This window comes from Amycolatopsis sp. NPDC004747, from assembly GCF_053601335.1.
Genome location: NZ_JBSGBQ010000007.1, coordinates 98,495 through 114,786, shown reverse-complemented (window position 1 = coordinate 114,786; position 16,292 = coordinate 98,495). Strand labels below are relative to the sequence as shown.

The window sequence follows — 16,292 nt, the reverse complement described above, 5'->3', positions numbered from 1 at the left end:
GCCGACCGTTCCTCGTTGGGAGGGCACCACCATGACGCTTGACGACCTCGCGGTGTCCGTGCTGGGCACGGACGCCGCCGCCTTCGGGACGCGGAGCTTCATCGAGCTCGGCGGCGACTCGCTCGGCGCCATGCGGTTCGCGGCGCTGGCCCAGGAGCAGCTTCGCGTGAAGATCCCGCTGAAGACGCTGCTCGGCGGCGACCCGCTGGCCGAGGTGCTCGCGCAGGCGGAAGCCGTGCCCGAGCCCGCCGCCGCGCCCGAGGCCGCCGGTCCGGTCCTCGACGGGCTTTCGCACAGCCAGCGGGGGATGTTCCTCATCGAGAGCGTCACCGGGGGTTCGCCGTACAACCTGGTCTTCACCGCGTTCGTCGAGCGGGGCACCCTCGACGCCGGCGCTCTCGAAGCCGCGGTCGCCGCCACGGTCGCCCGCCACGAAGGGCTGCGGACCGTCTTCGCCGAGACCGACAGCGGGACCGTCCGCGTCGTCCTCGACGAGCACGAGCCGGCGTTCACCCGCTTCACCCACGACGGCGAACCGGCCGGCTTCGACGCCTACGCAAGGGAAGTCGCCGCCGCCGAAGCGCGCAAGCCGTTCGACCTGCAGGCCGCGCCCGCGGTGCGGTTCCTGCACCTCGCGCACCCGGGCGGGCGGCAGGCCGTGGTGCTGATCGCCCACCACATGGTGCTGGACGGCCTGTCGGTCGGCCTGGTGCTCACCGAGATCTTCCGGCGCTACGATGGCGAAACCGGTTTCGGGCCGGGCACCTCCCTGAGCGCGTTGCTCCGCCACGAGGAACAGCTGCGCGCGAGCGGGCTCTGGGACGAGCAGGCCCGGTTCTGGGCCGAGCACCTCGCCGGGTGCCCGTCCGTGCTCGAACTGCCCGCCGACCGGCCGCGCCCACCCGTGCAGGACGCGGCGGGCCGCCGCACCCCGCTCGACCTCGGCCCGGCCGTCAGCGCCGCGGTCGCCGCCCGCGCCCGCGCGCTGGGGATCACGACGTTTTCCCTGCTGCTGGGCGCGTTCGCGCTCACGCTGAGCCGCACCACCGGTGCCCGCCGGCTGCTCGTCGGCGTCCCGCTGGTCGGCCGGGCGACCGCCGAGCTGCGGGAGCTGGTGGGCGTCGCGGGCAACCTGGTGCCGGTGCGGATCGACGTCGACGACTCGGCGACCGCGGCGGACTACCTGCGTTCGGTCCACCGGTCGCTGACGCTCAGCATGGACCACGGGCAGCTGCCGTTCGAGGAGCTCGTCGCGCGGCTCGGCATCGAGCGCACCGTCGGCTGCCACCCGCTGGTCCAGGCCTGCTTCGGCATGCACGACCAGCTCGTCCCGCAGCGGCTGACCGCGGGCGGGCTCGAAGTCCGGATCGAGGAAGGGCACGGCGGTGGCGCGCAGTTCGACCTGACGCTGCTGGTCGGGCGCTCGAAACCGGCACTGGCCGGGCACTTCGAGTACGCGACCGCGGTCTGGAACGAACGGGAGATCGACGGCTTCGGCGCCGGTTTCGCCGCCGCCGCGGCGGAACTGGCCGAAGACGGAAGCGCCGCGCTCGAGGAGGTCCGCTGCCTCACCCCGGCCGCGCGGGCCCGCCTCGCCGCGCTCAACGACGTGCCGTCGGACCACCCCCAGACCTCGGTGGACGCCCTGTTCCGCGAGACGGCGGCCCGCTTCCCCGACGCGGTCGCCGTGCGCGAAGGAGAGGTCGAGCTGACCTACGCCCAGCTCGCCTCGGCCGCCGCGGCGCAGGCGCGGCTGCTGCGCGAGGCCGGTGTCGGACCCGGCGACCGGGTCCTGCTCGGGGTCGAGCGGTCCGTCGCCGAGGTCGTGGCCGTACTGGGGATCGTGACGGCCGGCGCCGCCTACGTCGGCGTCGACCTGGGCCTGCCCGCCGCCCACGTCGGGCAGATCGTCCGGAAGGCGGCCCCGGCCTCGATCATCACTTCGTCCACAGTGGACCATGAGGCGCTGCGGGCCGTCCCGGTCGTGGCGACCTGGGAACCGGGCTGGGCGGCGGAGCCCGGCGACCTGCCGCCCGCGGACCCGGCCCGGCAGGCCTACGTCGCCTTCACCTCCGGCTCCACCGGCGAGCCGAAGGGGGTCAGCGTCCCGCACCGCGCCGTCGTCCGGCTGGTCCACCACGCCGGCTACGTCCGGACCGGGCCCGGCGAGACGATGCTGCGGCTGGCCCCGCTGGCCTTCGACGCCTCCACCCTGGAGCTCTGGGGTGCGCTGCTGACCGGCGCCACGCTGGAGGTCTACCCGGCGGACGCGCTGCCGTCGCCGACCGAGCTCGGCGAGTTCCTGCGGACGCGCGGGGTGAGCGTCGCCTGGCTGACGGCCGGGCTGTTCCGGCTGGTCGAGGAGTTCGCACCGGACGCCTTCGGCGGCCTGAAACAGCTGCTGACCGGCGGTGACGTCGTCCCGCACGACCACGCCGCCCGGGCACTGGCCCGCCACCCCGGGCTGGTGATCACCAACGGCTACGGCCCGACGGAGAACACGACGTTCACCACCACCCACACGGTCACGGCCGCGGACGAGATCGACGGCCCGCTGCCGATCGGCACGCCGATCCCCGGCACCCGGGTGTACGTCCTCGACGACCGGGGCCGGCTGGTGCCGCCCGGTGCGGTCGGCGAGCTCCACGCGGGCGGGGACGGCCTGGCCGACGGCTACGTCGGCGACGAGGCCGAGACCGCCCGGCGGTTCGGGCGGTTCAGCGCCGACGTGCCGGAGCGGCTCTACCGCACCGGTGACGTCGTCCGGCTCGACACGCGGGGCAGGCTGACCTTCCTCGACCGCGTGGACGACCAGGTGAAGCTGCGCGGCTACCGCATCGAGCTGACCGCGATCAGCGACGCGCTGAAGGCACACCCGGAGGTGAAGGACGCCGTCGTGGTCGTCACCGGCGGCAACAGCGCCGAGAAGCGGCTGGTCGCGGCGGTCGTGCTCGGCCCGGCGGCAACTGTCGGCACGGGCGAGCTCAAGGAGCTGCTCTCCGACCGGCTGCCCGCCTACATGGTCCCGGCACTGTGGACGGTCGTGGAGAGCGTCCCGCTGACCCCGAACGGGAAGGTCGACCGGGACGCACTGGCCGCGGTGGCCGGACCGGCGCGGAAAGCGGCCGCCCCGGAGGCCGGCGACCTGGCGGCGATCGTGGCCCTGTTCGCCGAGGCGATCGAGACCACCGGGACCGGGTCCGGCGAGCGGCCACAGGTCGACGCGGACACCGACTTCTTCGGCCACGGCGGCACGTCGCTCGGCGCGGTCCAGCTGATCCGCCTGATGAAGGAACGGCTGTCGATCTCCCTGCGGCTGCGGGACTTCCTGCTGACACCGACACCGGCCGGGGTCCGCCGGATCGCCGAAAAGGCGCAGAGCCGATGAGCGGGCAGGAGCGCGTGGTGCCCCCGAACGCGATCGCGGTGGTCGGCATGGCCTGCCGGTTGCCCGGCGCGGCCGACGTCGGCGAGTTCTGGCAGCTGCTGCGCGACGGCGTCGAAGGCGTCACGCACTTCGAGCCCGAAGAGCTGCTGGCCAAGGGGGTGGACCCGGAGGTGGTGCGGCGGCCGGACTTCGTGCCGTCGAAGGGATACCTGCCCGGTTCGCGGAACTTCGACTGGCGGTTCTTCAAGTACAACCGGGCGGACGCGGCGAACATCGACCCGCAACAGCGGGTGTTCCTCGAGTGCGCGTCCACGGCGATCGACGACGCCGGGATCGACCCCGGCCGGTTCGACGGCCGCATCGGCGTCTACGCCGGCTCGGACCGGACGCCGCTGAACGCCGACGGCGAGCTGAGCCCGCTCGTGCGGGTGGTCAGCCACGAGAAGGACTTCGTCGCGACCCGGGTGGCCTACAAGCTCGGCCTCCGCGGCCCCGCGGTCACCGTGCAGACGGCCTGCTCGACGTCGCTGACCGCGATCCACATGGCCGTCCAGGCGCTGATCGGCGGCGAGTGCGACGCGGCGCTCGCGGGTGGGGTGGCCGTGTCGCCGAAGGGCGAGTGGGGGTACTTCCACGAGCCGGGCAGCGTGCTCTCTCCCGACGGCCGCTGCCGCACGTTCGACGCTCAGGCGGGCGGGACGATCCCGAGCGAAGGCGTCGGCGTGGTCGTGCTCAAGCGGTTCGAGGACGCCGTGCGCGAGGGCGACCGGGTGCTGGCCGTCGTGCGCGGCTCGGCGCTGAACAACGACGGCTCGGACAAGCTCGGCTTCACCGCGCCGTCGATCACCGGCCAGAGCGAGGTGATCCGGCACGCGCAGAAGGTGTCCGGAGTGGACCCCGCCGAGATCGACTACGTCGAGTGCCACGGCACGGCCACCCGGATGGGCGACCCGGTCGAGGTGGCCGCGCTGAGCGACGCCTTCGGGTTCGTCCCCGAGGACCGCGGCCCGATCTGGCTGGGCGCGGTCAAGAGCAACCTCGGGCACACCAGCGCGGCCGCGGGGGTCGCCGGGTTCATCAAGACCGTGCTCATGCTCGACCACCGCGAACTGGTCCCGACCCTGCACTTCACCGAGCCGAACCCGCTGCTGGAACTGGACGGCTCGCCGTTCGAGGTGTCGGTGCGGACCCGGCCGTGGCCCGAGGGCGGGACGCCGACCGCGGCGGTGAGCGCGTTCGGCGTCGGCGGCACCAACGCCCACGTGATCCTGCAGGCCGCGCCTGGACGCGAACGCCCGGAGGCCGTGCCGGGGGACCGGGTGCTGATGCTGTCCGCCGCGACCCCGGAGGCGCTCGACCGGCTGCGCGGTGACCTGGCCGGCCGGCTGGCGGCCGACCCGTCCCTGACCCTGCCCGAGGTGGCGCGCACGCTGCTCGACCGGCGGAAGTACGCCTGCCGGCAGACCGTGGTGGCCGCGGACCGCGCCGAGGCCGCCGAAGTCCTCCGCGCCGCACCGCCGTCGGCGAAGAAGTCCCTCGGCGAGGTCGGGTTCCTGTTCCCCGGCCACGGTGTGCTCCGCCACCCGGCCGGGGCCGCGGCCTACCGGCTGCTGCCGGTGTTCCGCGAGGCCTTCGACGAGGTCAACGACTTCCTGCGCGGCGCCTACGACCTCGACCTGGCGCCTTTGGTGACGCCGGGCGCGCCGCGCGAATGGTTCGACGGGTTCGTCCCGCACCAGGTCGGCCTGTTCGCCCTGCCGTACGCACTCGGCCGTCAGCTGGCCGCGTGGGGGATCGAGCCCGCCGCGCTGGCCGGCAACAGCGTCGGCGAGTTCGCGGCCGCCGCACTGGCCGGGATGTGGTCCCCGGCCGACGCCGCGGCCATCGTCCACGAGCGGGCCCGCGCGATCCTCGCGACCGAGCCCGGCCGGATGGTGACCGTCGCCGCGCCGGCCGCCGAAGTCGCCCGCCGCGTCGACCTCGGGGGCGAGGTGACCGTCTCGGCGATCAGCCGCGGCGGGGTGGTGCTGTCCGGGCCGCGGGCCGCCGTCGAGGAGCTGCTGGCCGGCTCGGCGCTCGACGGCCTCGACACGCGGGTGCTCAACGTCGAACGCGCGGGCCACTGCGCCCTGCTGAAGCCCGCGGGGGAGCGGCTCGCCGAGGTCATCGCGGCCACGCCGGCGCGGCCGCCGCAGCGGCCGATGGTCCTCAACACCACCGGCGGCTGGGCCGACCCGGCCGAGGTGACCGGCCCGGAGTACTGGGCCGAGCAGGTCAGCAGGCCGGTGCTGCTCGACGACTGCATGCAGACCCTGCTCGGCTCCGGCTGCCGGACGTTCCTCGAGCTCGGCTCGGGCAGTTCGATGCTCGGCGCGCTCAGGCTGCGCGAGGAGTGGGAGGCGGGCCACAGCGGGATCTCGCTGCTCGGCCGGGCCGACGACGGTGACCGCGGGCTGCTGCGGGCGCTGGGCGCGCTGTGGGAGCACGGCGTCGAGGCCGTCGAGGAAACGCTCGCCCCCGCCGAGAAGGGACTGGTCCACGTCTCGCTGCCGGGCCACCCCTTCGCGGCCCGAGACCCCGAGGACGGCGACGAGCCGGTGGCCGCCGCCGCGGTCACCTACCGGGACCCGGTGCACGCCCGGCTCGAACGGCTCTGGTGCGGCGCGCTCGGGGTGCCCGCCGCGGCCCGGGAGGACCACTTCCTCGAGCTGGGCGGCGAATCGCTGATGGCGTTGCAGCTGATGCGGCAGGTCCGGGACCGGTTCGACGTGGTCGTGCCGGCCGTGGACTTCATGCGGCAGCCGACGTTCGGGAACCTGCTCGACCTGGTCGACCGGCAGCGCGGTGACGAAGAGCCGGCGACCCCGGCCGGCGCGGTCGTGCTGCGCGAGGGCAGCGGGCGGCCGCTGTTCCTGGTCGCCGACGCCGCGGAGTCGGCGCTGAGCTACCTCGAACTGGCCGGGCACCTCGACGGCACCCGGGCAGTCCACGGACTGGAACCGCCGGACCCCGGCTCGCGGAAGTCCATTCAGGACAGTGCGGCGCAGCACGTCGAGACGCTCGTGCGCATCCAGCCGGCCGGGCCGTACACCCTCGGCGGCTGGTCGTTCGGCGCGGTCGTGGCGCACGAGATGGCCGCGCAGCTGACCGCCGCCGGCGAGCGGGTCGACCTGCTCGTCTGCCTCGACGCCCACGTGCCCGGCCGGCCGGGCCGGCGGATCGGGGCCGACCCCGCGTTCGTGTCCGGGCACCTGCGGCTGATGGCGAGCTCCGTGCTCGGCCTCGGCGAGGTCGGTGCCCAGGCCAAGCGCAACCCGGCGCTGCCGCGCCTGCTGCTGGACAAGTTCCTCGTGCTCTCGCGGTACCGCCCGCGGCCGGTGGACTGCCGGGCGCTGGTGCTCAAGGTCGAGGTGGACCCGCGCGAAGCCGAAGCGCTCGAACGCGAGCTCGGGGCCTGGTACGCCGGCGGGGTCACCGTGCGCCCGGTCGGCGGGAACCACTGGTCGATGCTCAAGGCCCCGCACGCCGAAGAGCTCGCGGCGGAACTGGCGAAGGCGGAAGGAGCCGCGCGTGTCCGTCGCTGAAAGTCCCGAGATCGAGGCGAAAAAGCCGTCCCTGCTGCGGAACCGGTCCTTCCAGGCGCTGTGGAGCAGTGAGGCGCTGGCGGGCATCGGCGAGAACGCGGCCGGGGTCGCCTACCCGCTGCTCATCCTGGCCACCACCGGTTCGGCCGCCTACGCCGGTGCCGTCGGGTCGGCACAGCTGCTGGCCCAGGGCGTGATGTCGTTCTGGGGCGGGATCCTCGCCGACCGGCTCGACCGCAAGCGGCTGCTGCTCGTCTGCGGGCTGATCCGCGGGGTGCTGCTCGTCGTGTTCTCCGCGCTCGTCTTCGCCGGTCCGGTGAACATCTTCCTGACCTTCGGCATCGCGATGGTTTCCTCGTGCTGCTTCGGGTTGTCGATGCCGGCCGGGATGGCGATGGTCAAGCAGCTGGTCCGGCCGGACCAAGTCGGGCAGGCCACCGGGCAGAACCAGGTCCGCTGGTTCGGCGCGATCACCGCCGGGCCGTCGCTCGGCGGCGCGCTCTACGGCCTCGGCCGGGCGCTGCCGTTCCTGGGCGCGTGCGTGTCGTTCCTCGCCTCGGCCGTGCTGATGCTGTTCGTCCGGCGGACGCCCAAGCCCGAGCACCCGGCCGAGGGGAGCAAGCACCTGCTCGGCGGGTTCCGCTACCTGAAGCGGGATCCGGTGCTGCGCCCGCTGATGATCAGCGTGATCCTGTCCAACCTGGCGTTCAACACGGTCGGGATGACGCTGGCGGTGATCGCCACGGGCAAGTCGCGGGGCGCGTCGGAGGCGTTCATCGGCATGACCGTGTCGGTCGCCGCGGGCGGGGCGCTGGTCGGCGCGCTGCTGTCGGGGTTCGTCATCAGGCGGGTGCGGCCCTCGTGGATCTTCCTCGCCGGCTACTGGATCGGCCCGGTCGCCGCGGTGCTGCTGATGGTCGTGCCGGGGGTGCTGCCGCTGGGCATCATCGTGGCCTGCGTGTACTTCCGCGGGCCGGTGATCAACGCGTCGTTCCTCACCTACACCGCCAAGACGGTGCCGGACGCCCTGCAGGGCCAGGTGCTCGGGGCGATCGTCTCGACGTCCACGATCGTCTCGCCGATCGGCGTGTTCGCGATCGGCGCGATCTTCGACGCCTGGGGTCCGCAATGGGTGTTCGCGACCGTCGGCGCGATCGCGGCGATCGCCGCGCTGCCCACGTTGAGCAAGGGGATCCGGACCCTGAACTCGCGCGAACTGTTTCAGTGAACGAAGGCAAAGGAATAGCGATGACTCAGGAAGCAACCGAAAGCCCGGCGACGGACACGACCGCATCGCCGTTGCCGCCGGAGTTCTTCACGGAACCGCTTCAGGACCGCAACGCGGTCTACGCCGACCTGCGGGAGCGGTGCCCGGTGCGGGCGATCGACCACCCGCCGGGCGCCGAAGCGTACATCGTGGCCGACTACGAGATGGCCCTCGAGCTCTTCGGCGACCCGCGGATCTCGAAGTCGCTGGACAACTCGCCGAAGTGGTTCCGCGACCAGCTCTACGGCGACAGCCCGGTGCAGTCGCGCAACATGCTCATCGCCGACGCCCCCGAGCACTCCCGGCTGCGCCGGCTGGTCAGCAAGTCCTTCGTGCCGCGCCGGATGGAGACCCTGCGCCCGCGCATCCAGGAGATCACCGACCGGCTGATCGACGCCTTCCCGGACTCCGGCGAGATCGATCTGATGGGCTTCGCGCGCGAGCTGCCGGTGCGGGTGATCTTCGAGTACCTGCGCATCGACATGAAGGACCGCGAGGAGCTCTTCGAGTGGTCGAAGGTGCTCGGCGGGGCGCCGTACACCGACGAGGAGGGCAGCAGGCGCCTGAAGGAGGTCAGCGCCAAGTTCGAGCAGTACATCCTGGACCTGCTCGAATCCCGCCGCACCGATCTCGGCGAGGACCTCGTGAGCCAGCTGCTGGACGCGGCCGACGACGCCGTGTTCACCATCGAGGAGATCGCCTCGACGATGTCGCTGCTGATCATCGCCGGGCAGCGCACGACGACGAACCTGATCGGCAACGGCGTGCACGCCCTGCTCACCCACCCCGACCAGCTCGAGCTGCTCAAGAACGACCCGGGCCTGGTGATCCCGGCGGTCGAGGAGTTCCTGCGCTACGAGTCGCCGAGCTACCGCGGCACCCTGCGCGTGGCGAAGGAGCGGATGACCGTCAACGGTGTCGAGATCGGCAAGGAGGCCTTCGTGCACCTGCTGATCGCCGCGGCCAACCGCGACCCGAAGGTGTTCGAAAACCCCGACGAGCTCGACATCACCCGCACGTCCAACAAGCACCTGACCTTCGGCCACGGCGCCCACTACTGCCCGGGTGCCCCGCTGTCGCGGCTCGAGGGCTACGTCGTCTTCCCGACCCTGCTGCGCCGCCTGCCCGGGCTCGCGCTGGCGATCCCGGAAGAGGAGACCGAGTGGATCTACGACAACTCGGTCAGCCGCGGGCTCAGCTCGCTGCCGGTGAAGTACGACAAGGTGCTGCCCGCCGACGCCGGAGCCGACGCCGGCGCGAGCGGCTGCCCGGTTCAGCACGGGGGCGCGTGAGCGGATGCGGACCCTGGTATTGGGCGGCACGGTTTTCCTGGGGCACGCCGTCGCGGCGGAAGCCGTGCGGCGGGGCCACGAAGTGGTCTGCGCGGCGCGCGGCACGTCGGGACGGATCCCCGACGGGGCGACGCTGGTGAAGATCGACCGCGAGGCGCCGGACGGGCTGGCCGCGCTCGAAGGCCGGGAGTTCGACGCGGTCGTCGACGTGGCCACGATGTCGCACCCCTGGGTGGCGAACGCGCTGAGCCTGCTCGCCGCGGGCGCCCGGCACTGGACGTTCGTGTCGTCGATCAACGTCTACGCCGATGCCGAGACACCCGGGCAGAACGAGGAAGCGCCCCTGCACGAACCCGTCACGAGCGGGGCGGACGCCGCCGAGCGCATCGAAAACCCGTACCTGTACGCGGGCATCAAGGTCGCGAGCGAAACCGCGGTGCGCGAGGCCATGGGCGAGCGCGCGCTGATCGTGCGGTCCGGCCTGATCGTCGGCCCCGGCGACGTCTCCGACCGGTTCGGGTACTGGCCGGCGCGGATTTCGCGCGGCGGCCGGGTGCTCGTGCCCGCCACCCCGGAGCAGCCGGTGCAGGTCGTCGACGTGCGTGACCTGGCCGCGTGGATCGTCGACGCGGGGGAGCGGGGCCTGGGCGGGACGTTCAACGGAGTCGGGCCGACGCGCCCGTTCGGCGAGTTCCTGGCCGACATCGTGCGCGTGGCCGGCCCGGCGGACACCGAGCTGGTCCCGGCGTCGCCCGAACAGCTGGCCGCCGCCGGGGTGCACGAGTGGCGGGGCGAGCGGTCCCTGCCGGTGTGGGTGCCGCGGGAGGACCACGGCTTCCTGGCGCACGACCACCGCAAGGCCGTCGGCGCCGGCCTGGTGCACCGGCCGTTCGAGGAGATCGTCACCGATGTCCTCGCCTACGAACGCGAACTCGGACTGGATCGCCCCCGGGAGGCCGGCCTGACCCCGGCCGAGGAGGCCGAGGTCCTGGAGAAACTGGGAGGGAACCAGCCGTGAGCTCGTGGCGCCGGATCGGCGAAGGCAGCTCGGACAAGGTGATCCTCGCGGTCGACTTCGATTCGACCGCACGGCCCGAGGCGGGCTTCCGCACGTTCGCGGGCCGGGTGAAACCGGCCGGCGAGATGTGGTTGACGAGCCAGCCCGAGGCCGCCGAGCGGGAGTTCCTGCCCGCCGGGACCTACCTGGACTTCTGGGCGGAGCGCCCGGGCGGCCGGGTCGATGCGCTCGTGGGGTTCTGCGTGGGCTGCGTGTTCCTCCCGGCGCTGGCCGACGCGGTCGAGCGGGCGCAGGGCTCGCGGCCCGCGCTGCTGCTGATCGACCCGGAACCGGTGGTCACCGCGAGCATCCAGCGGGACTTCGGGAACGCGGTCGAGGCCATCGGGGTCCTCTCCGCAGAGGAGCGCGCGGCCGCGGTCGAGGAGGCGCGGGCGGTCTGCGAGACGGCCGGTGACGACTTCGCCTCGGCCGCCGCCGGCGTGGTGAAGCTCTACGAAGCCACCGCGGGGACGGCGTTCGAGCGGCTGGGCCTGGACGAGGAGACCAGCGAAGACCTGCTGGGCCTGTTCCGCTCGTACGCGTCCTACCTGAACGCGGCCCACGCGCTGGACCCCGTGCCGGGCTGGGCCGGTGGCGTCGCTTTGACGTCGGCCGGATCGAGCCCGGGCGCGCCCCACGCCGCGGCGGAACGGAGTTTCCCCGTCGCGAGCGGACGAATGCTGGACGACGAGCGCGTTGCCGACGCCGCGCGAGGGTTCTTCGAGGAGCACTGACATGGACGCCATCCGGTGGCAGGACCAGGCGATCGCCGCGGCCGCGGCCTACCAGGCCCGCATGACGACGACCGGTGACGTCACCCTCGACGTCGACGGCGAGCCCGTGCGGGTGACCGTCGGGCCGGACGCGACCTTCGCCGAGCTGGTGGGCGCCCGGGCGCCGCTCGAGGGCGCCCCGCCCGTCAGCGCGCACGTCCGGTTCGGGCCGCGGGAACCCGCCCCCGGCCCCGTCTTCGCCTTCGGCGAGGGGCTGCGGGTGGAGGCGGGCGAGCACACCGAGCGGCTGCAGTGCTTCACCGACCGGCTGCTGGCCGGCCCGGCCGTCCCGGTCGGCGACGTGGACCTGCTGACCCCGGCCGAGTTCGACCGGTTGATGCACGAGTGGAACGCCACCGACCACGAAGTCCCGGCGGCGACCCTGCCGGAACTGGTCGAAGCGAACGCCGCCGCGCACCCGGACCGCCCGGCGATCAAGCACCACGACGTCCGGCTGACCTACGCCGAGTTCAACGCCCGCGCCAACCGGATCGCCCGGCTGCTGCTCGACGAGGGCGCCGGTGCCGGCGACGTCGTCGCGATGGTGCTGCCGCGCTCGATCGACTACGCCGTCTGCGCGCTGGCCATCACCAAGACCGGCGCGGCCTACCTGCCGATCGACACGAGCTACCCGCCCGAGCGCATCACCCAGGTGCTCACCGACGCCGGGGTCGCCCACGTCGTGACGATCACCGAGCTCACCGGCTCGGTGTCGGTCCCGGCCGCGCAGCTGGTGCTGGACACCGCCGCCACCGGGCGGCGGCTGGCCGACGCCGACCCGGCCGACCCCACCGACGCCGAGCGGCGCGCGCGGCTCACGCCGGACACCCCCGCGTACGTGCTCTACACGTCGGGCTCCACCGGGCGGCCGAAGGGCGTGGTGATCGCCCACCGCGCGATCACCAACCGGCTGCACCACATGCAGCACCAGATCCCGCTGGGCGCGGACGACCGGTTGCTGCAGAAGACCCCCGCCGGGTTCGACGTCACCGTGCGGGAGGTGTTCTGGCCGCTGCTGGCCGGCGCGTCCATCGTGGTCGCCGATCCGGACGGGCACCGGGACCCGGCCTACATCGCCGAGACGATCGTCGCGGAGGACATCACGATCACCCACTTCGTCCCCTCCGGGTTGAAGGTGTTCCTCGCCGAGCCCGACGCGGCGAAGTGCACCAGCCTCCGCCGGGTCGTCTGCGGTGGTGAGGCACTGCCCGCGGAACTCCAGGCGTGGTTCGCCGCCGTCCTGCCCGCCGACCTGTTCAACGTCTACGGTCCGACCGAGGCCGCGGTCGACGTCACCTCGATGCGGTGCCCCCGCAACCCCGAGCCCGGCCCGGTCCTCATCGGCCGTCCGGTGTGGAACACCCGGCTGTACGTCCTCGACGAGCGGCGCCGCCAGCTGCCGGCCGGCGTCACGGGCGAGCTGTACCTCGCCGGGGTGCAGCTGGCCGAGGGCTACCTCGGCCGGCCGGAGCTGACCGCCGAGCGGTTCGTCGAAGACCCCTACGGCGAGCCCGGTGCGCGGATGTACCGCTCGGGTGACGCGGCCCGCTGGCGCGACGACGGCGTCATCGAGTTCTTCGGGCGGCTCGACCACCAGGTGAAGATCCGCGGGTTCCGGGTCGAGCTCGAGGAGATCGAGTCGGTGCTGCTGCGGGACGAGCGGGTCGGCCAGGCCGTCTGCCTGCTGCGCGAGGACATCCCGGGCGACCAGCGGCTGGTCGCCTACGTCGTCCCGGCGGCCGGGACCGCGCCGGACGTCGGCGAGCTGCGCGCCCGGACGGCGGCGGCGCTGCCGGACTACATGGTGCCTGCCGCGTTCGTCGTGCTGGCCGAGCTGCCGCTGACGCCGAACGAGAAACTGGACCGCAAGGCGCTGCCGAGACCGGAGATCTCGGTGGTGCCGGCCGGCCGGGCGCCCTCGACCCCGGAAGAGCTGCTGGTCGCCGAGGTGTTCGCGAAGCTGCTGGAGGTGCCGTCGGTCGGCGTCGAACAGGACTTCGTCGAACTGGGCGGGAACTCGCTGCTGGCCGCGCAGCTGGTCAACGGCATCCACGAGCGCAGCGGTGTCCGGCTGCGGATCCGCCAGGTGCTGGAGAACCCGACCGTCCGGGCGCTCGCCGCGCTGCTGGTGGTCCCGTGACGGCCGCGGTGAAGGTCGCCCTCCTCGGGTGCGGGACGGTGGGCGGCGAGGTGGCCCGGTACCTGGACCGGCACGCCACCGACCTCGCGGCCCGCATCGGCGCGCCGGTGGAGCTGGCCGGGATCGCGGTCCGCCGGCCCGGGCTGCCGCGGCCCGGCGTGCCGGAGCACCTGATCACCGACGACGCGCACGCGCTGGCGCGGCGGCCGGACGTCGACGTGGTGATCGAGGTGATCGGCGGGATCGACACCGCCGGCGAGCTGATCCGCACCGCCCTGTCGCGCGGTGCTTCGGTCGTCACCGCGAACAAGGCGCTGGTCGCGGCCCAAGGTCCCGAGCTGCACGAAGCCGCCGCGGCGGCCGGCGCGGACCTGTACTACGAGGCCGCGGTCGCCGGGGCGATCCCGCTGGTCCGGCCGTTGCGCGAATCGCTGGCCGGGGACCGGATCACCCGCGTGCTCGGGATCGTCAACGGCACGACCAACTTCATCCTCGACAAGATGGACGTCCTGGGCACCGGCTACCCGGAGGCGCTCAAGGAGGCCATCCAGCTCGGCTACGCGGAGGCGGACCCGACCGCCGACGTCGAAGGGTACGACACCGCGGCGAAGGCCGCGATCCTGGCCGGGATCGCGTTCGCGACGCGGATGGGGCCGGCGGACGTCCACCGCGAGGGCATCACCACGATCACCGCCGCGGACATCGCCGCGGCCAAGGAGCTGGGCTACCGCCTGAAGTTCCTGGCGGTGTGCGACCGCGGCACCGACGGCCGCTCGGTCACGGTGCGCGCGCACCCGGCGATGATCCCGGCCGGCCACCAGCTGGCCTCGGTGCGCGGCGCCGACAACGCGGTGTTCGTGGAGGCCGACGCCGCCGGGAGGCTGATGTTCTCCGGCCCCGGCGCGGGCGGCGCGCCGACGTCCAGCGCGGTGCTCGGCGACCTGGTCGCGGTCAGCCGCAACAAGCTGGCCGGCGTCACCGGGTTCGGCGGCGCACCCTCGGCCGAGCTGGTGGCGCGGCCGATGGCCGAGGTGCCGACCCGGTGCTACCTGCGGCTGGAGGTCGACGACGCCCCGGAGGTGCTGGCCCCGGTGGCCGCGGTGCTCGCCCGGCACGGCGTACCCGTCGAGACGTCCGCGCGCAGCGGCCGTTCGCTCACGCTGGTCACGGGCACGGCACGGGACGGCGCCCTGGCCGCGGCGGCGGGGGAGCTGGCCCGCCTGGACCACGTGCACGCGGTGGCGAGCCGGATCCGGATCGAGGGAACCGCCCCGGCGTCGCCGTGACCACCGGCGTCCGGCTCCTGGGACAACCCCGATGACCTCTGCCCAGCCCGCACGTTCTCCCGTAGCGTGGGAAGTCCTGTCGTCGACGTTTGCGAGGTCCGGATGGCTCAGGAGAACACGGCACCCCACAACGACACGCCCGCCAGCGGCCTGCTGCTCGGCGTGGAAACGCTGACGGTCGCGGTGGACCGCGGCAAGGCCAACGGCGCGGTGGCCGACAACGACGGCAACGACTAGCCGTTGCCGCACTCCGTGCCGGAGATTCCCGGACTGGCCGGCCTCGTGGCTCCGCTCGAGGCCGGCCAGTTCTTCGACGACGTCCTGGGCCGGGCGCCGCGGCGCTTCCCGGGGGAGAAGGGCCGGTTCGCCGGCCTGCTCCCGTGGCCGGAACTGGACCGGGTGCTGCGACAGCACCGCCTGGAGTTCCCCCGGCTGCGCCTGGCGCGCGACGGCGACGTCGTGCCCGCGCACACCTACACCGAGATGGTGTCCACCCGCCGCAACGGGCTGGTGCCGCGCGTGCTGCCGGCTCCCTTCGCCGAACACCTGCGCGCCGGGGCCACGCTCGTGCTCGACTCGGTCCACGAGCTGGTCGACGAGGTCGGGGAGCTGGCGAGCCGGCTGGAGCACGACCTGCGGGAACGGATCCAGGTCAACCTCTACGCGGGCTGGGGCACCACGCACGGCTTCGACGTGCACTGGGACGACCACGACGCGTTCATCGTCCAGCTGTCCGGGCGCAAGCGCTGGCGCCTGCACGGCACCACCCGGCGCTCGCCGCTGCAGCGGGACGTCGAGCTGCCCGAACGCCCCGAAGGCGAGCCGCACGAGGACTTCCTGCTCGAGGACGGCGACGTCCTCTACCTGCCGCGCGGGCACTGGCACGACGTGTCGGCCGTCGGCGAGGAGTCGCTGCACCTGACGATCGGGTTCAACGCCGCGACCGGCGTGGACCTCGTCGCGTGGCTGGCCGACCAGCTGCGGGCCGACGAGCTGTGCCGCCGGGACCTGCCCCGGTTCGCCGGTCCGGCCGCCCGGGCCGAGCGGTCCGCGGAGCTGCGGAGCAGGCTGGCCGAGCTGACCGGCGACGACCTCGTCGACCGGTTCCTCGCCGACCGCGACGCCCAGGCCCCGGCCCAGACCCGCGTCGGGCTGCCGTGGTCGGCGACGGCGGAGCTGCTGCCGCCGGACGACGACTTCGAGGTCCGGCTGCTCGCCCCCCGGGCCGCCCTGGTCGACGGCGAAGGCACCGTCGCCCTGGTCGGCGCCGGAAAACGGCTGGTGTTCGCGCCGGCGGCGCGGCCGGTGCTGGTGGCGTTGCTGGGCGGCCGTCCGCAGCCGTTCAAGGAACTGGCCGACGCCGCGGTGGGCGTGGACCGGCCGACCGTGCGGGCGCTGCTGGGCGAACTCGTCACCCAGGGGCTGGTGGCGGTGGGGTGACTTCCTCGATCGAGCTGATCCCGGCGACAAGCTCGTCACAGTCGTCACACCGGAGGATTGAGGCA

10 protein-coding genes are annotated in these 16,292 nt (G+C 73.6%); all 10 read left to right on the top strand.

The window, feature by feature from the left end:
- Positions 1–31: 31 nt before the first annotated feature.
- The 10 genes from ACWEGE_RS13490 (at position 32) to ACWEGE_RS13445 (ending at position 16,227) form a co-directional block, all read left to right on the top strand.
- Positions 32–3,388 (top strand): non-ribosomal peptide synthetase, encoded by a 3,357-nt coding sequence (locus tag ACWEGE_RS13490; RefSeq protein WP_449660719.1) that lies wholly within the window; start codon positions 32–34, stop codon positions 3,386–3,388.
- On the top strand, positions 3,385–6,972 hold the full coding sequence (locus tag ACWEGE_RS13485; RefSeq protein WP_449660718.1) for a type I polyketide synthase: 3,588 nt from the start codon (positions 3,385–3,387) through the stop codon (positions 6,970–6,972). Before ACWEGE_RS13490 ends, ACWEGE_RS13485 begins: the two co-directional genes overlap by 4 nt.
- Positions 6,959–8,200, top strand: a complete 1,242-nt coding sequence (locus tag ACWEGE_RS13480) for an MFS transporter (protein ID WP_449660717.1) — start codon at positions 6,959–6,961, stop codon at positions 8,198–8,200. The genes ACWEGE_RS13485 and ACWEGE_RS13480 overlap by 14 nt, the downstream gene beginning before the upstream one ends.
- Positions 8,201–8,220: 20 nt before the next feature.
- Positions 8,221–9,531, top strand: a complete 1,311-nt coding sequence (locus ACWEGE_RS13475; RefSeq protein WP_449660716.1) for a cytochrome P450 family protein — start codon at positions 8,221–8,223, stop codon at positions 9,529–9,531.
- Positions 9,532–9,535: 4 nt separating this feature from the next.
- A complete protein-coding gene (locus tag ACWEGE_RS13470) occupies positions 9,536–10,549 on the top strand; it encodes an NAD-dependent epimerase/dehydratase family protein (RefSeq protein ID WP_449660715.1) in 1,014 nt (337 codons plus the stop codon).
- Positions 10,546–11,322: a hypothetical protein gene (locus ACWEGE_RS13465; RefSeq protein WP_449660714.1), complete on the top strand. Its 777-nt coding sequence runs from the start codon at positions 10,546–10,548 to the stop codon at positions 11,320–11,322. Before ACWEGE_RS13470 ends, ACWEGE_RS13465 begins: the two co-directional genes overlap by 4 nt.
- A gap of 1 nt (position 11,323) precedes the next feature.
- A complete protein-coding gene (locus tag ACWEGE_RS13460) occupies positions 11,324–13,501 on the top strand; it encodes an amino acid adenylation domain-containing protein (protein WP_449660713.1) in 2,178 nt (725 codons plus the stop codon).
- Positions 13,498–14,787, top strand: a complete 1,290-nt coding sequence (locus ACWEGE_RS13455; protein ID WP_449660712.1) for a homoserine dehydrogenase — start codon at positions 13,498–13,500, stop codon at positions 14,785–14,787. The genes ACWEGE_RS13460 and ACWEGE_RS13455 overlap by 4 nt, the downstream gene beginning before the upstream one ends.
- Positions 14,788–14,889: 102 nt before the next feature.
- Entirely contained in the window at positions 14,890–15,024 is a 135-nt protein-coding gene (locus ACWEGE_RS13450) for a hypothetical protein (protein ID WP_449660711.1), read from the top strand.
- A 3-nt stretch (positions 15,025–15,027) separates the two neighbouring features.
- On the top strand, positions 15,028–16,227 hold the full coding sequence (locus tag ACWEGE_RS13445; RefSeq protein WP_449660710.1) for a cupin domain-containing protein: 1,200 nt from the start codon (positions 15,028–15,030) through the stop codon (positions 16,225–16,227).
- Positions 16,228–16,292: the final 65 nt, after the last annotated feature.